We start from the raw sequence: 24,117 nt of genomic DNA on the forward strand, positions 1-24,117 counted from the left end.
AACGGCCCGCACCGCCCTGCGCGGTGCGGGCCGTTCGACGTCCTACACCTCCGCCGACTCGCCCGACGCCAGCGCCGCGTACTCCGTGCCGCCCTTCGCCTCCACCCACGAGTCGAAGTACTCCTGGCCGAGCGCGTTCAGCGTCGCGTTGTGGATCGGGAACGCCCGCTGTGGCTTCGTCTCGCGCAGGAAGTCCAGCGCCTCCGCGAGCTTCAGCCACGGCGCCGCCGCCGGCACCAGCAGCGTCTCCACTGCCACCGGCGGCACGAACAGCGAGTCCCCCGGGTGGTACACCTTCCCGCCGTCCACCACGAACCCGACGTTCGCGCAGCCGGGCAGCCCCTCGTAGATCTCGGCGTGCAGGCCTCCCACCGCCTCCACGCCGAACCCCGCGGCCTCGAAGCGCTCCCCGCTCTCCACCACGACCGCCGCATCGCCCAGAGCGGACGCGTGGTGGGCCGCGGCTGCCGGCAGGTGGACCCGCAGCGCCGAACTCCGCGCCCGAGCCGCGACGAGCTTCTCGATGTCGAAGTGGTCGGGGTGCTCGTGCGTCACCAGGACCGCATCGGCTCCGTCCAACGCCTCCGCCTCGGTGAAGACGCCCGGGTCGATGACGAGGACCCGGTCGCCGTCCTCCAGCCGTACACAGGCATGACCGTACTTGATCAATCGCATGCGCCCACTATGCCGTCAGGGAGTGGCGGTGATCCAGAGCCGGTCGTCATCGCGTACGGGGCAGGGTCCACACCGTGGGGTCGGCGGGTGGCGGGGTCACCCGCCACAGGCTGCGGTCGGCGTACTCGTCCCAGTACGGGACCCGGTCCTCGTAGTAGAACGCGTGCGCCCAGTGCTCGGGCGACTCGTGGCAAGCGATGTCCGGGTACGGGGAGAACTCCACGCCCGCCCAGGCGTAGTTGACCCGGGCCACCGCCTCGCTCCGAGAAGCGCCCAACTTCTCCAGCTCGTCGGCGATCTCGGAGAAGAACTCCTGCATCCGCTCGTCCGCATCGATGAGGAACACCGTCACCACTTCCTTCCCCTCGCTCGCCACCACACGCTACCTGCCGGCTCAGGTGCGTTCGAAGGCGTGGGTGCGGCCGATGACCTCGAAGCCGCGCCGCTCGTACCAGTGGCGCGGCCAGTCGTCGGCGTCGGCGGTCAGGAAGCGGGTGCCACAACCGGCGTCGACCGCCCGCCGCAGGGCGGTGGCCAGGACGGCGTCGGCGTGTCCCCGCCGCAGGTGCGCCTCGGCGGTCATCACGTCCTCGATCTGCGCGATGCCGAGCGCGGGTTCGAGGTAGAGGTCGGCCCAGGAGGCGACCTCTCCGCTCTCCGCCCGCGATCCGAGGAACTCCACGATCTCGGCCCCGCGCCGGCGCGTCTCGCGGCGGTCGACCAGCATGTGGATCACGTCCTCATCGGCCTCCGGGAGCAGGCTGCGCCAGCTCGCGGCGAGCGGTTCGCGGATGGCTTCGAGGTCGATGTCCTCGGCCGGCTGCCCAGCGCTCGCGGGCGCCGGGCCGGTGTGCCGCATCACCAGGTGGGTGTGGTGCCGGTACCCGGCCTGCTCGAACGGCCCGGCGCACGCGTACCCGAGGTCTCCGTCGAGGACGGACACGATCCGGAACGAGCGGTCGCCCATCGCCTCGTCCACCAGCCCGGGCAGGGCGGCCGGTTCGACGCCGCCCCGGTCGACGACGACCTGGTTGTGTGACCACGACTCGGCGAACCGGTCGTCGAACACCGCGAACCCGCAGGGGAGTTCGGTGGTGCGCCCGGCCTGCCGGCGTGCGAATCCGGCGAGGAAGGCGCCGATCCGCTGCACTTCGGGATCCGGCATGACCGTCACCCTAGGACTCCTAACCGCCGGGCGCACCCGAGAAACGAGCTCCGCTTCGCGTCACTTCTCGTCGAAGGTCAGGTCCTCCGCCGGGTGGGTGAGCCGCAGGGTCTGCCCGTTGGTGATCTCCAGGATGTGGTGCAGGCCGCGGTACTCCTTCCGGTCGCCCTGGATCTTGAAGACGTCGTCGGCCCCGGCGAGGAAGGAGGGCAGGCAGTCCAAGGCGTCGTTGCCGAGGTCGAAGTAGTCCTTGAGCCGCCGGAACAGCTTCGGCAGGATCACCACGTCGTTGGTGATCGAGTGCATTCCGGCGATCTTCGCGCCGCTGACGGTCACGTCGTACGGCCACAGGCCGTTGGCCGGGGGCATCGCGGCCTGCGCCGCGTGGACGGCGTCGGTCAGGATGCGGCGCAGGTCACCCGGGAAGCCCTTGTAGTAGGTCGGGTAGGCCAGGCCCTTCTCCAGCAGGTGGTAGTTGGCGGTCTTCTTCAGCAGCTTCTCGTCGACGTCGATCTCGTAGCCGCTGGCCCCCGGCGGCGTGCCGCGGCCCACCAGGGAGACGCAGCGGCCCTTGCTGTCACCGCCGCGGGTGAGGATGTAGCCGGGCACGCTGTCCGGCGTGACGCTGACGGTCTCGTCCTCGTGGCGTTCGATGTTCTGGAAGCCGAGCCAGCCGAGCAGTTCGTCGGCGGCGGCGTGGGCGTAGGTCAGCGGCTGGTGCTCGTTGTGCTCGTTGGCACCGGGGTAGTGGGTCTCCAGGGTGTCGATGGCCTCCAGCCGCACGTTGATGTGGCCGTCGGCGCCGGGATGGAGCGGTCGGCCGCCGTGGACGAGCTTCCACTCGCCCACGTAGTCGGGAATGAATCCGATGGTGTCGCCGTCCGGCTGGGACTTGGCGGAGATGTGGAACGAGCCCTTGATCAACAGCATGGGCATGGTGACTCCCTGATGGCCTAACGGGGTCGCCGGGTGGGACGGGGGTGGGGTGGGTGCCGGCAGACGTCCGGTCCGGCGCGGGGGGAGCGCTCGGCGGCCCGGGAGCGCTCGGCGGCCCCGGCGTCACGCGCGGGGCACTCTCGTGAATATTCGTGCACGCCGCATGCCGTCGCAACCGCGCCGGAACGCGGACGCGGTGCCCGCCCGGCGAACCGGGTGGGCACCGCGTCAGTGCGTCACCGCACGCGTCACATGCAGGCGCGCGAGGACCAGTGGCTGCACCAGAGCGACTCGATGACGGACTCGGACTCCTCGTGCAGGCCCTGGAGGTCGAGGATGAAAGCCATGACACACCTCATTTCGCATCTCGGTCGGCACCGCTGCCCGGGCGGGAACGGTGGTGGTGCTGTGCGGTGGTGCTGTGCGGTGGTGCTGTGCGGTGGTGCTGTGCTCACCGCGGCGACGGAGTGCCGCGGTGGTCCAGGAGGGGAAGGGCGGTGCCGCCGTTCCCGGTCGACGCCGCGTGGAGCGCCAGGAGGACGCCGGCGGAGCCGGTGGCCAGGTCGGTGGAGAGCCGGTAGAGCTGCCGGCCGGGCACGGCGGCCCGGTCCCGGTGGCGGACCAGGTGCCAGGCGAGCCGCTCGACCTGGGGCCGCAGCTGCGGGTGGTCGCCCGCGGCGAGGGAGCAGATCAGGCCCGCGCGGCCCTCGAAGAGACCGGGCATCAGGAAGAACTCGGCCGCGCAGGCCCGGTCCAGCTGCTCGACGGCCTCGGCGAGCCGGGCGTCGGGGCGGTGCCGGAGCAGCGCGCGGACGGCGATCGCCGCACCGGCCGAACCCGAGCCGAGGTACGCCGTGGACTGGTTGTCCTGGGTGAGCAGCAGCCCCTTCTCGTCCAGCCGGGAGCTCGCCAGATCGCGGGCCAGGGCTCCCCCGGCGAGGTCCAGCCAGCGCGGGTCGCCGGTGTGCTCGTGGAGCCGGACCAGGAAGAGCGCCACCCCCGAGCCGCCGTGCAGCAGGCCGACCCGGCCCTTGCCCAGCGGCGGGCCGCCGGGCGCGGCGAACTCCTCGCCGATGGCGAGCGCCTCTTCCGCGAGAGCGGGGTCGGCGTGGCGGTCGGCGAAGTGCAGGAGGTTGAGGCCGATGCCGGCCAGGCCGCCGGACAGGTCCGCGCCGAAGACGCCGAGTCGGCGCCGGTGCCGGGTGAGTTCGCGGGCGCGGTCGAGGACGTCACGGGCCTCCTCCGCGCGGCCGACCTGATCGAGCGCGAGGGCGGCGCCGTGCAGGCCGTCGTAGAGGCCGGGGCGGACCACCTTCCGGTCCCGGGCGGCCCGCAGCAGCCAGTCGACGTGTTCCTCCGGCACGGGATAGCCGGTGGTGGCGAGGGCGTGGATCACGCCCGAGGCACCGTGGGCGAGGTCGACGCCGGCCCGGTCGAACTGTTCCGGGTCGCCCGGGTAGAGGCGGTCGGCCCGCTCCGGGGTGGCGGCGGCGAGGATGCCCTCCGCGAGGTCGTCCATCACGCGGCGCCGGTCGACGGCGGGGGACGGCCCGGCGGCGGTGGACGGCACGACGGCGGTGTGCGGCACGACGGGTGCCCGGCCAGCGCCCGTGCCGCTGTCGATGCCAGCGCCCGTGCCGGTGCCGATGCCGCTGTCGATGCCGGTGCCGGTGCCGGTGTGGATGCCGGTGCCGGTGCCGGTGTGGATGCCGGTGCCGGTGCCCGCGCCCGTGCCGCTGTCCGCGGGGGCACCCGCGCTCGCCGTGGCGCCGGGCGGGAGGGTCCCGCCGGTGGCCGCGGACAGGTCGCGGACCAGGTCCTCGGCCCAGCCGGCGGGCAGGCCGAAGCGGTCAGCGGCGGCCCGGGCGAGCTGGGCGGCCTTCGCGGAGTCCAGCTCGATCAGGAAGGTCAGCGGGAGGAAGAGGAAGAGCCGCATGCACGCGAGCGCGTAGTCGTCGACCGACCGGCCGGTGCGGGCGGCCGGGGAGATGAAGCCCGGCGCCCCGAACCCGGGCGGGGTGCCCCCGTCGAGGTCGAAGGCGAGCTCGAAGTCGACCAGGGCCAGCCGGCCGTCCGGCCGGACCATCACGTTGCCCGGGTGCAGGTCGCCGAAGGCGATCCCGTGCTGCTCGTGCAGGGTGCGCAGCATCGTGGTCAGCTGCTCGGCGAAGTCCAGGGCCGTCGCGGTGTACTCGGCGAGTGCGGCCTCGTCCGGCTCGGCCCGCAGCAGCGGGTGGCGGCCCGTGAAGAGGTACCGCTCCAGCTTCTCGCCCTCGATGAACTCCTCGACCAGGTATTCGTGTTCCCACACCTTCAGGTGCTCGAAGAGCCGCGGCACGAAGTCGAGCCCGGCGAGCCGGCGCAGCATGTCGCCCTCGCGGTGCAGGCGCTGGACGGCGTCCGCGCCGTGCTGGTCGAGGCCGGCCAGCGGGCGGGCCTCGCGCAGGACGACCACCCGGCCGTCGCGGCGGTCCCGGGCCTTGTAGACGCCACCGCCGTTGGAGAAGTGGAGCGCCCGCTCGATGTCGTACGGGAAGTCCTCGGGGGCGCCCTGGCGGCCGCGGGCGGCGATCTGCTCGGCGAGGAAGTCGGGGACCTCCACCCACTCGGGGACGGAGAACACCGGGCGGCGCAGGTCGGGGACCAGCGTGCCGGTGGCGTCGCGCAGGGCGGGGACGGTGCGGCCCTGCTCGTCCAGGCAGTACAGCTGGCGGAAGGCGCCGTAGCGCACGTAGAGCAGGCTGTCGTGCCACCGCAGGTCGCTGAGGATGTAGGGGCCCTGCCGGCCGGCGAGCAGCGGGGTCAGGCCGTCGAGCAGCCGGCGGAGTTCGTCCTGGTCGCGCGGATAGAGGGTCAGCAGTTTTCCGCTGGAGCCGCGCGGCGCGTACTTCGAGTTCGCTTTGAGCACGATTTCCCGGCCGGCCAGGAATTTCGCGCTGATCCGCTCGGTGCGGCAGAATTCCAGGACGGTCTCGATGATTTCGGGGGCCTCGTCGAGGCTGCCGGAGACGTGGACCTTCCAGCCCTGGTCCGGCAGCGTGGTGCCCGCCGGGTGCAGGTAGACCCAGACGGTGTCCCGGCTGCGCTCCCATCCGGCCGGCACCGGCCGGACGGCGGGCGGGTACAGGTCGGCCGCGCTCTCGTCGGAGCCGGGCCGGTCGTAGAAGACCGGGTCCGTCTCACAGAACTGCCCGTAGTCCGCTGGCCGCATGTCCGGGGGTCCCCCTCGCGTTCTCGCGCGTTCTCGACGGCCCGTGCGGGTTTTGCCGGGCCGTTTTGCCGCGGTGCCGGGCGGTCGGCCCGGCGGTGGCTCAGGTATATCCGGCGGCCGGAGAACGGCTCAAGGCTTGCGGGGACAATAACGGCGTGTTAAGCGGCGGCACCCCGGGGGGAATTCCGTCCGAATTGACACCGTTCCACGTCGGCCGGAAACCGGCGGGCCGTCGCCGGGTGCCCGCACGTTCCCGGCTGCCGCCGCGGCACCGGTCCGCGCACGGCGGGGCCCGGCGCAGGCCGTACGACCCCCGGTTCCGTACGGCGGCGCGCTTTCCTGGCCTGTTCCGGCCGCACGCGCCAAGCTGTTTCGGCCATACCGTCCGGCAGGCCGCCGGTGGCCCGGGAGAACGGTGCCCGGAGGCACCGGCCCTGCCCGATCGGGCAGCCGTGGCCTTCCGAGCCCGGCGAGGGGTGGGCCACTGCTCGGCCGGCGCGGCCGCCGTCAGCCCCGGGCGCGGCGGTGCACGAGGTCCTTGATCTCCGCCGGGAGGGCGTCGGCGGCGAGGAGGTGCGGGAGGAGGTGAGGTTCGAGGGTCAGGGCGCGGAAGGTGAGGGCGACGGTGACGTCGTGGTCGGGCCGGTGCACGAGGTCGATGCGGTCGCCGGCACGGATGTGGCCCGGTTCGATGACGCGGAGGTAGGCGCCGGGCAGGGCGGCCCGGGTGAACCGCTTGATCCAGCCCTCGCGGTCGAGCCAGCCCTGGAACGTGCCGCACGGGACGCGTGGGCACGAGACCTCGAGGACGACGTCCGGTCCGACGCGCCACCGCTCGCCGATCAGGGCGCCGTTGACGTCGACGCCGAGGGTGGTGAGGTTCTCCCCGAAGACGCCGCCGGCGAGCGGGCGGCCGAGCTCGGCCTGCCAGCCGTCGAGGTCCTCGCGGGCGTAGGCGTAGACGGCCTGGTCGGCGCCGCCGTGGTGCTTGACGTCGTAGACGCGGTCGCCCGCGAGGCCGACCTCGCCGGTGCCCTTGGGGCCGGGAGCGGAGACGGCGACGGGGCCGTCGACCGGCCGCTTGTCGATGCCGGTCGTGCCGCTCTCCTTCCACGGATTCGGCCGGGGCCTGCCGATGTTGACGGAGAGCAGCTTCATGCCGGCCACCGTACGGACCGCCGCCCGCCGGGGCCAGCGTTTTTACGGCCGCATGCCGGCTCCCGGGGCGCCGGGTCCGTCGTCAGAGCGGGAGGACCATGCCCTCCTCGGCGGGGAGGATCTCGCCGGAGAAGGTGGTCCGGGCGTCCGCGGTCGAGCGGGCGCGGTCGCTGCCGGGCCAGAAATGGGTGAGGAGCAGCCGGGCGGCGCCGGCGCGGGCCGCCCAGGCGCCGGCGTCGGCGGCGCTCATCAGGTGCGGGTCGCCGCCGTCCTCCGGGTCGCCCTGCAGGGTGGCTCCGGCGACGAACAGGTCGGCTCCGGCGGCCAGTCGGGCGAGGGCCGGGGACGGCCCGGCGTCGCCGCTGTAGGCGAGGGTGAGGCCCGGCGCGGTCAGCCGCACTCCGGCGTGCGGGACGTGGTGCGGCAGCGGCTCGGCGTCCAGCCGGAACGGGCCGATCCGGTGGACGGCCGGGATGGTGTGCGGGTCGAAGACGTCGTGCAGGTCCTCGGTCGGCTCCATCGCCTGGACCCGGGCGATCACCCCGGGGGTGCAGTACAGCGGGATCCGGGGGCCGCGCTCCGGCGCGAAGTGGCGTACGCGGCAGAGCGCGCTGAGGTCGGCGCAGTGGTCGGGGTGCTCGTGGGTGATCACCACCGCGTCCACGTCCCCGCCGGGGCGGTGTTCCAGCAGTCGCGGGAGCGTCGCGTAGCCCAGGTCCAGCACCAGCCGGAACCCGTCGTACTCCAGCAGGAAGCCGCTGGCGCTCCGGCCGGCCTCGGGCCAGGCCCCGCACGTTCCCAGTACCGTCAGTCGGCGCATCCGCCGATGCTCTCACGGGGGCGGCCGCGGCCGGGCCCGGTTTTCCCCGGGGGGAGCGGGTCCGGTCACGGCTGACGGCCGTCCCCGGGTTCCGGGTGCAGCGCGGCGCGGGCCGGGGCCATGCTGGGAGAGGGAGCGCCGAGCAGGGCAGGTGATCCACATGACCCGGACCAACAGGACGCGGCGCCGGTCGGGCGTCGTCACCGCGACCATGGTGGTGTTAGCAGGCCTCGCCGGGCCGGGCGGCGCCCTGGCCGGGCCGGCGGCATCGGCGTCGGCGTCGGTGAGCGCGCCGGCGGCCGCACCGGCGGCCGTGGCCGAGGACCCGCAGGGTGACGGGCGGCTGGTGGTCTCCTACGACCCGGGCGAGACGGAAGCGGACGGCCAGGCCGAGGCGTTCCTGGAGGACCGCCAGGTGCTGGAGGACGTCGCCGACTACGCCACCGCCCGGATCGCCCTGCCGCAGGACATCCCGCTGCGGGCCGCCAGCTGCGGGGAGGCCAACGCGTACTGGGACCCGGACACGCAGTCCATCACGCTCTGCTACGAGCTCATCGAGGAACTGGATCCGCTGTTCGCCGCGCAGAACACCACGGGCACTCCGGACGAGCAGTCCGAGGCGGTCGCGCAGGACCTCGTCGGCTTCACCAACGGCACCCTGCTGCACGAACTCGGCCACGGCCTGGTGGACCTCTACCACCTGCCGATCACCGGCCGCGAGGAGGACGCCGTGGACCAGCTGGCCATGCTGCTGCTGGCCGACGACGTGGAGCACAAGGCGTACGCGGTGAGCACCATCAACGCCTGGGCCGCGCTGGCCTCGGCCGAGGAAGAGGGGCAGCGGCCGATCGAGGCCTACGCCGACCAGCACTCGCTGGACGCCCAGCGCTACTACAACTGGGTGTGCTGGCTCTACGGCTCGGCCCCGGACGAGTACGCCGACGTGGTCGAGACCGCGCAGAGCCCGGACGGCGTGCTGCCCGAGGACCGGGCGCAGCAGTGCCCGGCGGAGTTCCAGTCGATCAACGAGTCCTGGAGCACGCTGCTGCGCCCGTACCTCAAGGTCTGACGGCCGGCCCGCCGCCGCGGCGGGCCGGTACGGTCGTGGCACGCGCACGGTGCCCCGGCGGAGGAGCCCGCCGGGGCACCGCTCCGTCCGCGGGCCTCAGCAGGCGCAGGAGATGCCGGAGCGGGGGGCGGTGAGGTCGTCGACCGGCCGCTGCTCGGTGCCGTGGTCGGTGTCGTAGGCGAAGCCCTCGCGCGCCCAGTACTCGAAGCCGCCGAGCATCTCCTTGACCGCGTAGCCGAGCCGGGCGAACTCGAGCGCGGCCCGGGTGGCGCCGTTGCAGCCGGGGCCCCAGCAGTAGGTGACGACGGTGGCCGAGCGGTCGATCAGCTGCGGTGCCAGTTCGGCGATCCGGGCGGTGGGGATGTGCACCGCGCCGGGGATCCGGCCCTGCGCCCAGGCGACGTCGCCGCGGGAGTCGACCACGACCACGCCGGGGACGCCGGCCGCCAGGTCGGCGTGCACGTCGGAGACGTCGGCCTCGAAGGTGAGCCGGGAGAGGTAGTGGGCGGCGGCGACGGCGGGGTCGGCGGCGGGGACGCTGAGAACGGCGCTGGCGGTCATCGGGGTGCTCCTCACAGTGGTCCGGGGCCGCCCTGTTCGGCGGTGGTCCGATCCTCGCCGGTCGGGGGCGGGGCCTGCGAGCGGCGTGATCGCCTACGATCGTCAAGATCCCGCCAACCCCCGCCGGCCCCCAGCCCCCGGCCCCCCGCCCTCCAGCCCCCGGCTCTCCGGCTCTCCAGCCCTGCCGGCCCTGGCGGCACCCGTCAGGCGCTCCTCCCCCGCCCGGGGCCCGCCGGCCCGGCGGCGGTGAGCCGGCCGCGCAGGCCGCGGAGCTCGTGGCGGACCAGCGCCGGCAGTTCGGTGGCCTCGTCCAGCAGCGGGGCGAGCAGCTCGACGGCGGTCCGCGGGTCGTGCGCGCACAGGTGGCAGTCGGCCATCCGGATGGTGAACAGCATGCGGGTGGTGGGGAGTTGGCCGGGGCCGAGCAGGCGCAGCGCGGTGTCGGCGGCGTCGACGGCGCGCAGCGCCAGCCGGGGGTCGTCGACGGCCGCGGCGGCGTCGCGCAGGGCGGCGGCCGCGGCGGACTCGACCCGCAGCCGCATGGAGGCGATGGTGAGCCAGGGCGCGTCGGTCTCGTCGTGCTCGCCGATGTGGTCGAGGTGCAGCCGGGCCCGGCCGATGTGCCGGACGGTGGCGCGGACGTCGCCGGCCAGGGCGTGCGCGCGGGCCTGGCCGATCTGCGACATGGCGCCGGCCCAGTGCCGGCCGGGGGCGGCGTTGGCGATCTCGCGGGCGTAGCCGAGGGCGGCGGCGGGGTCGCCGTCGAGGCGGGCGAGGGTGCTCATGTCGCTGAGCGCGGCGACCTGGGTGGCCGGGTCGTCGGCCAGTTCGGCCCAGCCGAGCGCGCGGTCGAAGCAGGCCATCGCGGTGGCGTTGCGGCCGTGCTGCATCCGCAGTCCGCCGGCGGCGTGCGCGTATTCGGCGGCGAGCCGGGCGAGCGGGCGGCGGGCGGCGGCGGAGCGGGTGCGGCCGAGGCGGCCGAGGATGGCGCGCAGGGTCTCCTCGACGATGCCGGTGCCGGGGCCGGCGGGCGTCTCGCCGGCCCGGAGGCGGGCGGCCAGCAGGCCGGTGAGGGCGTGGGCGGTGTCGGTGTCCAGGGGCGCTGCGGTGTCGGGGTCGGCGGTGCAGAACTCGGCGTGCAGGGCGGCGAGTTCGGTGGGTTCGGGGACGGCGCAGCCGGTGGCGCCGTGCAGCGGGCAGAGCAGGCCGTAGTCGGGCAGGCGGCGGGGCGGCTCGCCGCCGGCCAGGGGCGGGAGGGCGGGTTCGGGGCCGGCGGGGCGGCCGGGCAGCGGCGGGCGGGCCCAGCCGGCGGGGACGGCCGGGGTGTCGGGCTCGCCGTCCTCGGCGCGGCGGCAGGCGGTGCGCAGCTCGCCGCCGGCGGCGAGCAGGTCGTCGAGCCGGTCGGCGATCCGCGGGCTGGTGCGCCGGGTGCCGTGTTCGAGCTTGCTGACGGCGGTGTGGTCGTAGCCGATCTCGGCACCGAGTTGGGCCTGGGTGAGGCCGGCCCGGCGGCGCCAGTGGCGCAGGCGGGCGCCGAAGACCCGCCAGGGCTCCTGGGCCGGCGCCTCCCGAATCGACGCCGCCCGGCCCGACGGCGCGTCCGCCGACGCCTCCCGAATCGACGCCGCCCGGCCCGACGGCGCGTCGGCGGGCGCCGCGCCGGTGTGGTTCCGGTGCACGGGGCTGCCCTCCCGAGTCCGTTCCCGGTCCTTCCGATGACGAGGACGCTACTGGACCGGGAGCCCCCCGTACATGACTCGGCATCAACTGGTCTCAACCTTTTGGTCTCAACCTCTTCACGAAACCCGCAGCTTGACAGAACTTGCCAACCGCCCGAACGGCCTGCCGCAGCCGTTGACCGGGGCATGACGGCATGTGAGGGTTCCGGCACCCGAGCGCGGACGACCGCCCGGCCGTCCCCCCGCGGCCCGAGGTGAGCGCCAGTCAGGCGCACCGTCCGTGGTCGAGCACCCCCACGTTCGAGGAGCCTCGGAATGAAACGCAGATTACTGACGGCGGGCACCACCCTGACCGTCCTGGCCGGCATGCTCACCGCCACCGCGGTCGGCCGGGCCGCCGCGGACCCGGGCCCGGCCCCCTCGGCACCGCCGAGCGCACTGGCCGCCGCCGTCGACGCCGCCGACCTGGCGGCCGCGGCGGGCCTGGACGCCCTGGCCAAGGGGCCGGGCGAGAGCTACGAGCGCCAGTCCGTCACCCCCTGGCTCGGCGGGCTGTACTCGGTCGCGTACGAGCGCAGCTACCGCGGCCTGCCGGTGGTCGGCGGCGACGCCGTCGTGATAGCCGACGGCCAGGGCAAGGTCCGCGGCCTCACCTCGGCCGCCACCGGCCCGGTCGGCGGGACCGCCGTCGCCCCGCTGGCCACCACCCCGCTGGTCAGCGCCGCCAACGCGGAGAAGACCGCCCGCACCCGGCTGGCCGCCGTGGCGGGCGTGGACACCCGCCGCCTCGTCGTCCGGGTCAAGGACGGCGCCGGGCGGCTCGCCTGGGAGACCGTGCTCACCGGCCGCACCTCCGAGGCGCCGAGCCGGCTGCACGTCTTCGTCGACGCCCGCACCGGCGAGGTGATCGACAGCTACGACGACGTCAAGGCCGGTACCGCCAACAGCAAGTGGAACGGCCCGGCCCCGGTCACCATCAGCACCACCGGCTCCGGCGGCTCGTACTCGCTGCGCGACCCGAACCGGCCCGGGCTGAGCTGCGCCGACTACAGCAGCGGGCAGGTGTTCTCCAAGTCCAGCGACTCCTGGGGCACCGGCAACCCGACCAGCAAGGAGACCGGCTGCGCCGACGTGATGTTCGCGGCGCAGAAGGAGTGGGACATGCTCCGCGACTGGCTGGGCCGCAACGGCCACAACGGCAACGGCGGCAGCTGGCCGGTCAAGGTCGGCCTGAACGACGTCAACGCCTACTGGGACGGCTCCTCGGTCTCGATCGGCCACAACCAGGCCAACGAGTGGATCGGCTCGATCGACGTGGTCGGCCACGAGTTCGGCCACGGCCTCGACCAGTACACACCGGGCGGCGCCAACAACGAGAACGGCCTCGGCGAGGCCACCGGTGACATCTTCGGCGCGCTCACCGAGGCGTACGCCGACGAGCCGGCGCCGTACGACAACCCCGACTTCACCGTCGGCGAGATGATCAACCTGGTCGGCAGCGGGCCGATCCGCAACATGTACAACCCCTCGCTGGTGAGCAACAACCCGAACTGCTACTCGGCGTCCATCCCCAACACCGAGGTGCACGCCGCGGCCGGGCCGCTCAACCACTGGTTCTACCTGCTCTCCGAGGGCTCCAACCCGGGCGGCGGCAAGCCCTCCAGCCCGACCTGCAACAACTCCACGGTCACCGGCGTCGGCATCAGGGACGCCGGGCGGATCTTCTACGGCGGCATGCTGCTCAAGACCAGCGGCATGACGCACAAGAAGTACCGGGTCGCCACCCTGACCGCCGCCAAGAACCTCGACACCACCTGCACCCTGTTCAGCCGCGCCAAGGCGGCCTGGGACGCGATCAGCGTGCCCGCCCAGAGCGGTGAGCCGACCTGCACGCCGTCCGGCACCAACGACTACTCGCTGGCCCTCAGCCCGGCCGCCGGCTCCGTCCAGCCCGGCGCCGCCACCACCGCCACGGTGAGCACCACGGTCACCTCGGGCACCGCCCAGACCGTCAGCCTGGCCGTGTCCGGCGCCCCGGCCGGCGTCACCGCCTCGGTCAGCCCGTCCTCGGTGCAGGCCGGCTCCTCCGCGACGCTGAACGTCTCCGCGTCGGCCTCCGCCACCCCGGGCACCTACGTCCTCACCGTGACCGGTACCGGCTCCGCCACCCACACCGCGCAGTACACGCTGACGGTCGGCGGCGGCAACCCCGGCGGCAACGCGCCCGACATCAGCGTGGCCAACGTCCAGGCGCACCTGGCCCAGCTGAACACCATCGCGTCGCAGAACGGCGGCAACCGGCGGGCCGGCACCGCCGGACACAGCCAGTCCCTCGCCTACGTCAAGGGCAGGCTGCAGGCCGCCGGCTTCACCGTCAGCGAGCAGACCTGCACCTCCTGCACCTACCAGTCCAACAACCTGATCGCCGACTGGCCGGGCGGCCCGGCCGACCAGGTCACCCTGTTCGGCGCCCACCTGGACGGCGTCGGCGCCGGCCCGGGCATCAACGACAACGGCTCCGGCTCCGCCGTCCTGCTGGAAACCGCGCTCGCCCTCGCCCAGCAGAACCCCACCCTGACCCGGCACGTCCGGTTCGCCTGGTGGACCGGTGAGGAGCAGGGCCTGCAGGGCTCGCAGTACTACGTCGGCCAGCTGGGCTCGGCCCAGCGCAGCGCCATCAAGGGCTACTACAACTTCGACATGGTCGGCTCGCCCAACGCCGGCTACTTCGTCAACAACCTCACCTCCGCCGCCTCGGCGCCGATGAAGGCCTACTGGGACTCCCTGGGCCTGCAGCCCGAGGAGAACGTCGAGGGCCAGGGCCGCTCGGACGACTACTCGTTCCAGCAGGCCGGCATCCCCACCTCCGGCTACGCGGCCGGCGCCAGCGCCACCAAGACCGCGTCCCAGGCGGCCAAGTGGGGCGGCACCGCGGGCCGCGCGTACGACTCCTGCTACCACGCGGCGTGCGACACCGCCAGCAACATCAACGCCACCGCGCTGGACCGCAGCGCCGACGGCGTCGCGTACACCCTGTGGAAGACCTCGGTCGGCGCCGGCCCGGTCCCGACCAACGACTTCTCGCTCGCGGTCAACCCGGCCACCGGCACCACCACCCCGGGCGGCTCGGTCAGCGCCACCGTGTCCACGGCCACCACCTCCGGCTCGGCCCAGACGGTGAACCTCGCCGTCACCGGCGCCCCGGCCGGCGTGACGGCCACCGTCAGCCCGTCCTCGGTCCAGTCCGGCTCCTCCGCGACGCTCAACGTCTCGGTCGGCTCCGGCACCGCGGCCGGCGCCTACACCCTCACCGTGACCGGCACCGGCTCGACCACCCACAGCACCACCTACTCGCTGGTGGTCGGCACCGACCCGGGCAACCCGGGCGGCACCTGGACGCCGGGCACCACCTACCAGGCGGGTGACGTGGTCACCTACAACGGCATCAGCTACCGCTGCGTCCAGGGCCACACCGCCCAGGTCGGCTGGGAGCCTCCGATCGTCCCGGCCCTCTGGCAGCAGATCTGAGCGGACGGATCCGCTCCGGCGGGCGGGATGGGCTGTGCCGCGGTTTCGTCGAGGGGGACGAGCCGCGGCACAGCCGCGCTCGGGGGCAGGGCCCGCCCTCCGGCACAGCCGCCCTTCGGGGGCAGGGCCGCGCTCGGGGCAGGGCCGCGCTCCGGGACCGGCGGCGGAGCCGCGTTGGGCCGTTCCGGTGACCGTGCCTTGACGTACAGTCAGGGGGCGCCCGCACCCCCGCGGCCGACCGAGGAGGAGCCCCGTGGCCACCGAAGCCCACCCCGCCCCCGTCCCGCCACCCGCCGGAGAGGCGGCCGCCGCAGAGGCGCCCGCCGGGGAGGTGGCCGCCCGGCCGGTGCCCGAGCTGCCGGCCGAGGCCGTCGCCCAGTGGCAGGCCGAGGGGGCCGACCTGGTCGAGCTGCTGGCCACGGCGCAGCGCCGGCTCGGGGGCGTCGCCGCGTTCCGGCTCGGGCCGCGGCCGACCGTGGTGGTCACCGACCCGGAGGCCGTCCAGCACGTGCTCGGACGTCATCCCGACCGCTACGTGAAGCGCTCGCACCGGGCCCGGATGCTGGCCGGCGAGGGCGTGCTCTCGGCCACCGGCGAGGCCTGGAAGCGCCAACGGCGGATGCTGCAGTCCCAGTTCACCGGCACCGGGATGCGCCGCTACGAGCACCGGATCGCCGAGGCCGCCCGGCACGCCGCCGACCGCTGGGCCGGCCACGCGCGCACCGGCGAGCGGTTCGACGTCGGCGAGGAGATGCGGCACTTCGCCCTGGACACCGTCTGGCGCGCGCTGACCGGACACCCGCTGGACGACCGGACCGACGGCGAACTCGCCTCCGTGGCCCGGGTGGTGGCCGCACTGCCGACGCTGCCGGCGGACGGCGGCGACGCCCGGGAGGCGGTCGCCGCCGACCTGGCCCGGATCGACGCCGTCGCGCACGCCGCGATCGACGCCGCCCGCCGAGGCCCGGACGGGGACGGGCTGCTGCGGGTGCTGCTGGACGCCGCCGTGGAGCGCCCCGAGTACACCGACACGCTGATCCGGGACGAGCTGGTCACCCTGCTGGTCGCCGGGCACGAGACCACCGCGACCACCCTGACCTGGCTCTTCCTCCTGCTCGACCGCCACCCCGAGGCCCGGGACTGGGCGCTGGCGGCAGGCCCCGACGGCTCTCCGGAGCGGCGGGAGGCGCTCCAGGCCCTGGTCAGCGAGACCCTCCGGCTCTACCCGGCGGCCTGGATCCTGCCCCGGCACGCCGCCGAGGCGGACACCCTGGCGGGCCACCGCATCGAGGCCGGCACCGACCTGCTGGTCTCCCCCTACCTCACCCACCGCGATCCGGCCCTGTGGCCGGACCCCGAGCGCTTCGACCCCGCCCGCTTCACCACCCCCGGCGCCCGCCCGGCCCAGCTCGGCGCCTACTACCCCTTCGGTCTGGGCGCCCGCGCCTGCCTGGGCACCCAGTTCGCCGTCCGCGAGACCACGGCGCTGCTCGAACTCCTACTGCCCGCGTACCGCCCGCGGTTCCTGAGCACCCCGGCCGGTGCCGCGTACAGCATCACCGTCCGCCCGGACGGCCCGGCACCGGCGGTGCTCCGACCGGCGTAACCGGGCGGAGCCCGGAGTGACCGTCCGATGATCGGGACTGCTCAAGGACCTTCGGCGGTTCACGGTCATCACGTCGTCAACATCCCGTAGGACCCGTCAGCGCGCGGACGGACGCTCGGTCGGGGTTCCCGGCCGAGCGTCCCGCGTCGACCCGCCCGTCGGGCCTCCGTGCCAGTCGCTGATCCTGACCTCGTGCGGGGCCGGCCCGCGCTTGCCGGTCTCGACCGCCGGCCACGCCGAACTACGCGGGCCCGCGCTGCCGGGAGGCGTAGGAGCGGGACTTGTTGCGGTTGCCGCACACCCTCATCGAGCACCAGCGGCGACTGCGGTTCTTCGACATGTCCCAGAACGCCCAGCCGCAGGTGTGCTCCGCGCAACGCTTGAGGCGGGCGGCGTCACCGGTCGCGACCAGTCCGCTCCAGGCGATCGCCAGGGCGGCCAGCGGACCGCGCTCCGGGGACAGCCCCGGCGCCGGGACCAGGGCGCCGCCCGCCGTGATCAGCACCGGGTGCCCGGCGAGGACGCGGTCGGCGGCGGCCAGCAGCTCCGGATCGGGGGTGTCACCGACGTGGGCGCCCAGCTCCTCGCGGATGCCGGCCCGCAGGGCCAGGTAGCCCGCGTGGACTTCGGCGGGGATCCGGGCCGGGATCCCGCCGGGGGCCCGGCCGGGGCGCTTTCCAGCGGTCTCGTCGGGGGCCTCGCCGGGGGCCTCGTCCGGGGTACCGCCGGGGGGCTCGTCCGGCGCGGCGAGCAGTCCACGGCCCGTCAACCAGGCGGCCAGCCCCTCCGGATCGGCGATCTCGTCGCTCGCCAACTCCACGTCGACGGTGTTGGCGAACGCCTCCACCAGGACGGCTGCGGCCGGCGGCTCCAGCATGACGGGCACCTCCCTGTCGGCTCCGGCCATTCTACCGGCCAAGCGTTTTACCGGTTGCCGACTCGCGACCCGCATGCCATCGTGATCTCACCAGTCAAAGCGTTAGACGGTTAGGGGTGGCAGGCCATGGTCACGGTGGCACGCGAGCGGACGACGACCGACGGAAGCGACCAGCCGGACCCTCCCCGCCGCAACGCCGCCGTCCTGGTCGGCTTCACCGCCGCCACCAACCTCGCCGACGGCGTGCTGAAGACGGCCCTGCCGCTGATCGCGGCCCGGCTCACCGACTCCCCCGCCCAGGTCACCGCCGCTTCCCTCACCCTGACGCTGCCCTGGCTGCTGACCGCCCTGCACATCGGCGTGCTGGTCGACCGCTTCGACCGGCGGCGGCTGCTCTGGGCCGCGAACGGGGTGCGACTGGCGGCCATGGCCTGGCTCACCGTCTCCGCCGCCACCGGCGGCCTCACGCTCGGGCCGCTCCTGGCGGCCGGAGGGGTCCTCGGCACCGCCGACGTGCTGGCCCTCACCTCCGCGGCCGCCCTCGTCCCGGCCGCGGTGCCGCCGGCCGGGCGGGAGCGGGTCAACGCCTGGATGGTGGGGGCCGAGACCGTCGGACAGGAGTTCGCCGGACCCTTCGTCGGCGGATTGCTGCTGGCCGCCGGGACCGGCCTGGCACTCGGGGTGACCAGCGCCTGCTACGCCGCGGCGGCCCTCTCCCTGCTCCTGCTGGTGGGCCGCTTCCGGCCCACCGCGCCCACCGGGTCAGCCGGGTCGGCCGGGCCAGCCGGATCCGTCGGTTCAGCCGGGTCGGCCGGATCCGTCAGGTCGGCCGGGTCGGCCGGGTCCGCCCCGGCTGCGGCCCCCGCCTCGGTCACCGGCCGGATCGCCGAGGGCCTGCGGTTCCTCTGGCGGGACGCGGTGCTGCGCACGCTGTCGCTGATCGTCGCGGTGCTCGCCGGCGTCTGGGGCGCCTGGCTCGCGCTGATGCCGCTCTACGCCCGGCAGGCCATGGCGCTCGGGCCGCAGCAGTACGGCATCGTGCTCAGCGCACTGGGAATCGGCGGGCTGGCCGGGACGGTGACCGTGACCTCGGTGAACCGGCTGCTCGGCGTCCGCTGGGCGATGTTCGCCGACCTCGTCGGCACCACCGCGATGGTGGCGCTTCCCGCCCTGACCACCAGCGTCTGGGCCGTGGCGGCCGGCGCCTTCCTCGGCGGCATGGGCGGCACGCTCTGGTCGGTCAACGCCCGCACCCTCACTCAACGGGTGGTCCCCGACGAGATGCTCGGCCGCTACGGCGCGGCGGCCCGGCTCTTCACCTTCGGCGCCATGCCGCTGGGCGCGGCCCTGGTCGGCCTGCTGGCCGAACTCGTCGGCCTGCGGGCGGCCTTCGGGGTCTTCGCGGTGGTCACCGCGGCGACGGTGGTGCCCTTCCTGCGGACCGTCACCCCGTCCACCCTGCACTCCCGTTAGGGCCGCGGCCTCCCACCGGAGGCGGACACCGCGGGGGTGCCGCCCGACCTTCGGACGGCACCCCGTCACTCCGCGGCGGCGGTCACTCGCAGGCCACGCCGTCGTTGTCGCGGTCGAGCCCCGCACGGTACCCCGCGTCGCCGCGGTGGAGCGGAGCCGCGCCGGCGGCGCGGGCGGCGGCGCAGTTGGCGTAGTACGGAGCCGCTCCGCCACCGCCGGTGGACGAACCGCCACTGGTGGACGAACCGCCGCTGGACGACGAACCGCCGCTGGTGGAGCCACCGCTCACCGAGCCTCCCGAGGCACTGCCGCCGGAGGAGGAACCGCCGCCGGAGGTGCCGGCGTAGGGCTCGCAGGCGACGCCGTCCCCGTCGGCATCCAGGTCCGGGCGGTACCCGGGGTCACCCCGGTGCAGCGGGGCCACCCCGGCCGCGCGGGCCGCCGTGCAGTTCGGGTAGTACGCGGTCGGCGTGCCGGCCGGCGCGGGCGCGGGGGCCGCCGCCTGCGGGGGCGCCTGTGTGGGCGTCGCCGTCGGGGTGGGCGTCGGGGTGGGCGTCGCCGTCGGGGTGGGCGCGGCCGTCGGGGTCGCGGTCCGCGCCGCGGGGGCCGGCGCCGCGGCGGCGGACGAGGTGGCGGCCGCGGCCGGCTGGACGAGCTCGGTGCGGTCGGGCTTCGGGTCCGTGAGCACCGCGCCGAACCAGATCAGGCAGTAGATCCCGCCGATCACACTGACGGCCACCTTCACCGGCCGCTGCCAGAGCGAGGTCCACACCAGGACCAGGCCGACCGGCGGCAGGAAGAGCAGGGCGAGGACGATCGTCGCAGGTCGACGCCACCACGGGCGGGTCGGAGCGGCTGCCGGCGGCGGGTACGCGTAGGTCATTGGCCCATCAGATCACCGGCTGCTCACCGCTCGCGCAGAAATAGATCACATTTCAACCACACTCCGGACAAGGAAGGGTCAGCGCGCGAGAGGGCCCGGATGCCCGTTCGAAAGCGGATCTTGACGCCGCACCAGGCACCGGCCCCCGATGGCCCGTCCCGGTCCCCGTCGGCAGCCGTTCGGGGGACACCCGTCCGCTCCCGGTGCCCCGAGCGCCCGCCGCGGGCATCCGTGACCCTCGTCGGCCCTCCGCGCACCGGGAGGGCGGTTCCGGAGGAGACGCCATGGATGACGAGCAGGTAGTACCGGCCCAGGACGACGCGCTCATCTCACTGAGGGAGTACTCCTCGTCCGGCACCGCCCCGGCCCTGCACCGCCTCATGGCCGAGATCGACGAATCCGGCGACCCCACCTCACTGCCGCTCTCCTTCTCCGGCGTGAAGGTGCTCGGCGACGTCGTCACCGGGGACGCCGCCTTCGACCTCCGCCTCGGCCACGAGACCAGTGGTTCGTTCCGGATCCTGTTCTTCGTCCCCGAGGACGACACCGGCACCCCGCTCCCCCCGCCCTACGGCGACCGGACCGACGGCACCGCCATCCTCTTCCCGGGGGCCGCCGGCATCCTCTCCCCCGGCACGCCCGCCGCCGACCGCCGCCGTGGCTACGGCATCCAGCCGCCGAAGGTCCTCGCCTGCCCGAACGGCATCCTCGTCTCCGGCCGCTGCGACCTCTACGGCGACTACACGATGATGGGCAGCCTCGGCTTCCAGGTCACCCTCGGCCCCCGCCCGTAGCGCCCGGGCCTCACCCGAGCACACGACCACCTCGAACCCGGCCCGCCGAGCGCACCGCTCGGCGGGCTCCGCGGGACGGCTATCCGGCGGTCACCCGGGCATCCGTCACGAGACGGTCGAGCCTGGCCTTCACGTCGGCATGGGCGGACGTCGCCCGCGACGCCGACGGCGGGGACGGGGGCTGCGGGGCACCGTCGTACGGGGGCGGCGGAGGAGGGGAGGGGAGGGTCCGCGCGCGGTGCTCCTCGGCGAGCACCTCCGTCAGCTCGGCGTGGAAGCCGAGACCGACCGCGTAGTCGTCCGCACGGTATTCGGCGCGGCGGTGGAGCCAGGCGACCAGGAGAGGGGCGAGCGCGGCCGGGAGCAGGAGCCACCACAGATCGGCGGCGACCGCCAGGAAGAAGGCCACGACCACCAGGGTCAGGCAACCGCCGCAGCCGGCGATCCGCTTGTCGGACGAGCTCACGAGTCGGGCGAGGACGATCACCGTCCACCGCCGGACCGTCCGGGCCGGGAGGGCGTACCAGTCCGCCAGCAGGCCGGCCCACGTGTGGCCGCCCACGTGGTGGCCCAGTTCGTGCGCGAGGATCGCGGCCAGTTGGGAGTTGGGGAGACGGTCCAGCGCGTGCCGGGTGACGGCGACGATGTGACCTGCCGTCGCAGTGGCGTTGAGCTCCTCCCGCTCCTGGATCCACAGCTCGTAGGTCCCCGGCCGGACACCCGCGCGACGTGCCACCTCCTCCCACACCTCGGCCAGGCGCCCGGCCTCCGCGGGTCCGGGGCGTCGCATGCCCAGGAGGCGGCGCGCGATCGCCGCTTCCGTGGGGCGGTGGAACACCAGGGCACCTGACAGTACCCAGAGCACCGTGACGACGGCCCCGACCACGGAGTTGACCACCGAACCGCCCACCGCCACCACGCCGAGGCTCATCAGCGCCGTCGGCAGGGTGACCACGAGCTGCAGGACGGCGGCTCCGTCCGCACCCCGTTGACGCGCCTTGAGGTGCTTGCGGCCCGACTGCAGGACCAGGTCGTCCTGGTGGGAAGGTACCTCCGCTCGCCCGGGCGGCAGTCGGGGCGGATCCGGCGGGAGCAGGGGCGGCTCCGGGGCGGCCGGGACCGGCGGCGGCGACGGCTCCGCAGGGGCAGCCCGACCGGGCTGCGGAGGCGGACCGGCCTGCGGCGGCGGGACCGGCAGCACGGGTACCGGCCCGGAGTGCGCGGGCGGGGCGCCCTCCGGGACGGCCCCCGAAGCGGTCACCGCGGGCGGCGCGGGGTACGGCGGCGGCTCGGTCATCGGTCGCGGCGGCGGAAGCGGCAGCGGCGGCGGGACGGCCACCGGCGGTCCCGGCTCTGCCGCCGGCTCCGGTCCACCCGGGTACGCCGGCGGCGCACCCTCCGGCCACGACGACACCGGTCCACCCGGGTACGCCGGCGGCTCGTCGGGATACGCCGGGATCGGGCGGCCGGGCTGGCCCGGCGCAGCGTCGCCGGGATACGCCGGGGCGGAGTCGCCCGGGTAGGCCGGGGCAGGGTCACCCGGATACGCCGGGGCGGAGTCGCCCGGATAGGCCGGGGCAAGGTCCCCCGGGGGCGACGCCGGCTCGCCGGGATACGCGGGCGGCGGCTCGTGGTCCCCACTCGGCGGCTGGGGCGGGTACGGCTCGCGGACGGGCATGACGGGCACCTCTGTTGCGGAGCGATCGGATGAGGGAATGCCACGGACGGGCGGGCGGCATCAGCCGGCGAGGAGTGCGGCCGGCAGCAGGACCAGGGCGGCCGTGAAGGAGGCCATGCCCGTCCGCAGCCACCGGTACTTGCCCGCGACGATCCGGCTGTTCTCGGCGAGCGCGGAAAGGGCGGCGGCGAGCGGCGCCCGGTCGGTTTCGTGGAGGGCCTGCTCCAGTGCCGCCGTACCCTGGCCGGCCGCGCTGCGGATGTCGGCGAAGTGGGTGAGGGGCATGCCGGGCCGCCAGACGCGAGTCCGGTAGCGCGGCATCACCGCCATGAGCAGGGCGCCCATCGAGCCCAGGAAGCACCCCACCCCCGCCCACCAGAGCAGGCGTCCGGTGGGTGCCAGGTCAGCCGGGTCCCAGCCGCGCGCGGTGAGGACACCCACGAAGGCCGCTGCGGCCATCCCCTGGGCACCCACCAGCACGGAGCCCTTGGTGTCCGCCCGGGCCGTCTCCTGGCGGAGGTCGGCGAGGAGCCGCTCGGCCGTGCGGGTGGCACCGGCCCGGGCGGTGGCCGACGAGTCCGGCCCCGGCCCCACCGGCGTCACGACCGGCCCCGGCCCCACGGCCACCGGCGTCACGACCGGCGCCGACCCCACGGCCACCGGCGTCACGACCGGCCCCGGCCCCACGGCCGCCGGCGTCACGACCGGCTCCGGATCCACGGCCGTCACGGGGCGGTCGGCGGGTTGGGCACGCGGTAGCCGAACACGGGTCCGGCGTCCGCGGACTCCGCCCCTCCGCCCCCGGTGCCCGGATCGGCCTCGGCGGCGGGGGAAGCGGGCTGCGGCGGCAGGAGCGGGAAGTCCGCGCCGTCGGCGGCGGCGTGCGCCCGGTGGGGCGTGCCCTCCACCTCGGGCCGGTCGACCGCGGCCGCCGGGGCGAGCTTCGCGCTCAGGACCTCGCGGATCACGTTGGCCGCCAACCGCCGCGGCTCGTCCAGCTGGTGCTCCTCCAGCCCGCCGGGGCCGCCGCCGAGCGCCTGCATCGCGACCTGCAACTGGTTCTGCATGGCGCGGAGTTGGTCCTCACGGAGGTTCTCCATGATCAGCCGCGCGTCCTCCGGGTGGCGGGCCAGCTGGAACGCCATCGCCCCCGGCCCGCCGCGCTCCAGCCAGTACGCGTAGTACTCGATCTTCTTCACCTCGATCTCCTGCAGCTCCAGCTCCTGCCGACCGCGGGCCAGCTGCCGTTCGTGGCCGAGGTCCTGGTTCTGCGACGCGATCCAGTGCTGGTGGCGCCCTTGGGCGAGTGCCCGTTCGGCGGCCAACTCGTCCTCCCGCATCCGCAGTTCGTGCTGCGGGTCGAGCTTCTGCCGCGCGTACTCGAGCTCGCGCAGCTCCCGCGCGTGGTTCAACGCGGCCTCGTCCCGGCGGATCTGGACGGTGCAGCGCACGTGCAGTCCGGCCGCCGCACCGAGCGGGCCGGACGCCGCGAGCAGCTCCTGCACCGCCTTCTCGGCGACGGCGCTGTCCTCCATCGCGTACCCGCGCAGCACCGGTCGCATCAGGGTGTCGCAGATCCGCTGCACCATCGCCGGCACGTCCCGCTCACCGCTGGCGACGAAGGCGGCCGGGTCCGCGACCTGCCAGCTGAAGTTCAGCAGCACGTCGAAGAGGAAGGCCTCGTTGCTGCTGGGGAGTTCGACGACGGCGGCCACCTCGTGCAGGCCCATGTCCAGCTCGTACACGCTCGTCCACCGCTTGGTGGCCAGTTCGGTGCGGCTGGGGCGGCGGGGTGGGAGGAAGGTGTCCAGGCCTCCCTGCGCGGTCGTGAACACCAGGGCGTAGTCGATGCGGGTGGTGCGCAGCGGCTTGAAGCGGGACAACTCCTGGATCGTCACGACCGGGTCGACCAGCTGCGTGCCGCGATTCGCGTTCTGCTGCCACTGCGGTGGCTGGCTCATCATGGTGTTGCTCTCCATCGGACGGTCCGGACGGCGGGCGGGC

Annotated in this window: 19 protein-coding genes; 5 read left to right on the forward strand and 14 right to left on the reverse strand. The window is 74.7% G+C overall.

Annotated elements, in window-relative coordinates; all coding sequences use genetic code 11:
- Positions 1-42 precede the first annotated feature (42 nt).
- From ACFVHB_RS14265 to ACFVHB_RS14295, 7 genes are all read right to left on the reverse strand, one after another.
- Entirely contained in the window at positions 43-675 is a 633-nt protein-coding gene (locus tag ACFVHB_RS14265; RefSeq protein ID WP_380320334.1) for an MBL fold metallo-hydrolase, read from the reverse strand.
- A gap of 46 nt (positions 676-721) precedes the next feature.
- Positions 722-1,021: a hypothetical protein gene (locus ACFVHB_RS14270; protein ID WP_380320337.1), complete on the reverse strand. Its 300-nt coding sequence runs from the start codon at positions 1,019-1,021 to the stop codon at positions 722-724.
- 48 nt (positions 1,022-1,069) lie between these two features.
- Complete coding sequence (locus tag ACFVHB_RS14275; protein WP_380320340.1) at positions 1,070-1,840, reverse strand: GNAT family N-acetyltransferase; 771 nt, start codon at positions 1,838-1,840, stop codon at positions 1,070-1,072.
- Between the two features lie 60 nt (positions 1,841-1,900).
- Complete coding sequence (locus tag ACFVHB_RS14280) at positions 1,901-2,776, reverse strand: nuclease (RefSeq protein ID WP_380320343.1); 876 nt, start codon at positions 2,774-2,776, stop codon at positions 1,901-1,903.
- 451 nt (positions 2,777-3,227) lie between these two features.
- Positions 3,228-5,987 (reverse strand): class III lanthionine synthetase LanKC, encoded by a 2,760-nt coding sequence (lanKC, locus tag ACFVHB_RS14285; RefSeq protein ID WP_380320346.1) that lies wholly within the window; start codon positions 5,985-5,987, stop codon positions 3,228-3,230.
- Between the two features lie 507 nt (positions 5,988-6,494).
- Entirely contained in the window at positions 6,495-7,145 is a 651-nt protein-coding gene (locus tag ACFVHB_RS14290; protein WP_380320349.1) for an MOSC domain-containing protein, read from the reverse strand.
- Between the two features lie 82 nt (positions 7,146-7,227).
- Positions 7,228-7,965, reverse strand: a complete 738-nt coding sequence (locus ACFVHB_RS14295; protein WP_380320352.1) for an MBL fold metallo-hydrolase — start codon at positions 7,963-7,965, stop codon at positions 7,228-7,230.
- A gap of 160 nt (positions 7,966-8,125) precedes the next feature.
- On the opposite strand from ACFVHB_RS14295, the gene ACFVHB_RS14300 reads away from it, so the two are divergent.
- A complete protein-coding gene (locus tag ACFVHB_RS14300; RefSeq protein WP_380320355.1) occupies positions 8,126-9,034 on the forward strand; it encodes a DUF4344 domain-containing metallopeptidase in 909 nt (302 codons plus the stop codon).
- Positions 9,035-9,130: 96 nt separating this feature from the next.
- On the opposite strand, the gene ACFVHB_RS14305 is transcribed toward ACFVHB_RS14300, so the two are convergent.
- Together ACFVHB_RS14305 and ACFVHB_RS14310 are read right to left on the reverse strand one after the other, a co-directional pair.
- Positions 9,131-9,595, reverse strand: a complete 465-nt coding sequence (locus tag ACFVHB_RS14305; RefSeq protein ID WP_380320358.1) for a rhodanese-like domain-containing protein — start codon at positions 9,593-9,595, stop codon at positions 9,131-9,133.
- Positions 9,596-9,798: 203 nt separating this feature from the next.
- On the reverse strand, positions 9,799-11,274 hold the full coding sequence (locus ACFVHB_RS14310) for a helix-turn-helix domain-containing protein (RefSeq protein ID WP_380320361.1): 1,476 nt from the start codon (positions 11,272-11,274) through the stop codon (positions 9,799-9,801).
- 315 nt (positions 11,275-11,589) lie between these two features.
- Here ACFVHB_RS14310 and ACFVHB_RS14315 point away from each other — a divergent pair, with 315 nt between their 5' ends.
- Positions 11,590-14,802, forward strand: a complete 3,213-nt coding sequence (locus ACFVHB_RS14315; protein WP_380320364.1) for a M28 family peptidase — start codon at positions 11,590-11,592, stop codon at positions 14,800-14,802.
- A 346-nt stretch (positions 14,803-15,148) separates the two neighbouring features.
- Positions 15,149-16,408: a cytochrome P450 gene (locus ACFVHB_RS14320; RefSeq protein ID WP_380320514.1), complete on the forward strand. Its 1,260-nt coding sequence runs from the start codon at positions 15,149-15,151 to the stop codon at positions 16,406-16,408.
- A 241-nt stretch (positions 16,409-16,649) separates the two neighbouring features.
- Here the strand turns inward: ACFVHB_RS14320 and ACFVHB_RS14325 are convergent, their stop codons facing one another.
- On the reverse strand, positions 16,650-17,285 hold the full coding sequence (locus ACFVHB_RS14325; protein WP_380320367.1) for a CGNR zinc finger domain-containing protein: 636 nt from the start codon (positions 17,283-17,285) through the stop codon (positions 16,650-16,652).
- Positions 17,286-17,411: 126 nt separating this feature from the next.
- Between ACFVHB_RS14325 and ACFVHB_RS14330 the strand changes: the two genes are divergently transcribed.
- Positions 17,412-18,758 (forward strand): MFS transporter, encoded by a 1,347-nt coding sequence (locus ACFVHB_RS14330; RefSeq protein ID WP_380320370.1) that lies wholly within the window; start codon positions 17,412-17,414, stop codon positions 18,756-18,758.
- An 82-nt stretch (positions 18,759-18,840) separates the two neighbouring features.
- On the opposite strand, the gene ACFVHB_RS14335 is transcribed toward ACFVHB_RS14330, so the two are convergent.
- Positions 18,841-19,641 carry an excalibur calcium-binding domain-containing protein gene (locus tag ACFVHB_RS14335; RefSeq protein ID WP_380320373.1) on the reverse strand — a complete coding sequence of 267 codons (801 nt, stop codon included), beginning with the start codon at positions 19,639-19,641 and terminating at the stop codon, positions 18,841-18,843.
- A gap of 284 nt (positions 19,642-19,925) precedes the next feature.
- Here ACFVHB_RS14335 and ACFVHB_RS14340 point away from each other — a divergent pair, with 284 nt between their 5' ends.
- On the forward strand, positions 19,926-20,435 hold the full coding sequence (locus ACFVHB_RS14340) for a hypothetical protein (RefSeq protein WP_380320376.1): 510 nt from the start codon (positions 19,926-19,928) through the stop codon (positions 20,433-20,435).
- A gap of 79 nt (positions 20,436-20,514) precedes the next feature.
- Here ACFVHB_RS14340 and ACFVHB_RS14345 read toward each other — a convergent pair whose 3' ends face one another.
- The 3 genes from ACFVHB_RS14345 to ACFVHB_RS14355 form a co-directional block, all read right to left on the reverse strand.
- Positions 20,515-21,390 carry a M48 family metalloprotease gene (locus tag ACFVHB_RS14345; RefSeq protein ID WP_380320379.1) on the reverse strand — a complete coding sequence of 292 codons (876 nt, stop codon included), beginning with the start codon at positions 21,388-21,390 and terminating at the stop codon, positions 20,515-20,517.
- Between the two features lie 783 nt (positions 21,391-22,173).
- Positions 22,174-22,716, reverse strand: coding sequence for a Pycsar system effector family protein (locus ACFVHB_RS14350; RefSeq protein ID WP_380320382.1), 543 nt, complete (start codon positions 22,714-22,716; stop codon positions 22,174-22,176).
- 122 nt (positions 22,717-22,838) lie between these two features.
- Positions 22,839-24,092 (reverse strand): PE-PGRS family protein, encoded by a 1,254-nt coding sequence (locus ACFVHB_RS14355; RefSeq protein ID WP_380320385.1) that lies wholly within the window; start codon positions 24,090-24,092, stop codon positions 22,839-22,841.
- Positions 24,093-24,117 lie beyond the last annotated feature (25 nt).

It is taken from the genome of Kitasatospora sp. NPDC127111, assembly GCF_042677465.1.
Classification (GTDB): Bacteria; Actinomycetota; Actinomycetes; order Streptomycetales; family Streptomycetaceae; genus Kitasatospora.

Coding starts and splice junctions, on each gene's coding strand:
- ACFVHB_RS14265 (WP_380320334.1), bottom strand. CDS start 675: ATGCGATTGATCAAGTACGGTCATGCCTGTGTACGGCTGGAGGACGGC.
- ACFVHB_RS14275 (WP_380320340.1), bottom strand. CDS start 1,840: ATGCCGGATCCCGAAGTGCAGCGGATCGGCGCCTTCCTCGCCGGATTC.
- ACFVHB_RS14280 (WP_380320343.1), bottom strand. CDS start 2,776: ATGCCCATGCTGTTGATCAAGGGCTCGTTCCACATCTCCGCCAAGTCC.
- lanKC (WP_380320346.1), bottom strand. CDS start 5,987: ATGCGGCCAGCGGACTACGGGCAGTTCTGTGAGACGGACCCGGTCTTC.
- ACFVHB_RS14290 (WP_380320349.1), bottom strand. CDS start 7,145: ATGAAGCTGCTCTCCGTCAACATCGGCAGGCCCCGGCCGAATCCGTGG.
- ACFVHB_RS14295 (WP_380320352.1), bottom strand. CDS start 7,965: ATGCGCCGACTGACGGTACTGGGAACGTGCGGGGCCTGGCCCGAGGCC.
- ACFVHB_RS14300 (WP_380320355.1), top strand. CDS start 8,126: ATGACCCGGACCAACAGGACGCGGCGCCGGTCGGGCGTCGTCACCGCG.
- ACFVHB_RS14305 (WP_380320358.1), bottom strand. CDS start 9,595: ATGACCGCCAGCGCCGTTCTCAGCGTCCCCGCCGCCGACCCCGCCGTC.
- ACFVHB_RS14315 (WP_380320364.1), top strand. CDS start 11,590: ATGAAACGCAGATTACTGACGGCGGGCACCACCCTGACCGTCCTGGCC.
- ACFVHB_RS14325 (WP_380320367.1), bottom strand. CDS start 17,285: ATGCTGGAGCCGCCGGCCGCAGCCGTCCTGGTGGAGGCGTTCGCCAAC.
- ACFVHB_RS14330 (WP_380320370.1), top strand. CDS start 17,412: ATGGTCACGGTGGCACGCGAGCGGACGACGACCGACGGAAGCGACCAG.
- ACFVHB_RS14335 (WP_380320373.1), bottom strand. CDS start 19,641: ATGACCTACGCGTACCCGCCGCCGGCAGCCGCTCCGACCCGCCCGTGG.
- ACFVHB_RS14340 (WP_380320376.1), top strand. CDS start 19,926: ATGGATGACGAGCAGGTAGTACCGGCCCAGGACGACGCGCTCATCTCA.
- ACFVHB_RS14355 (WP_380320385.1), bottom strand. CDS start 24,092: ATGGAGAGCAACACCATGATGAGCCAGCCACCGCAGTGGCAGCAGAAC.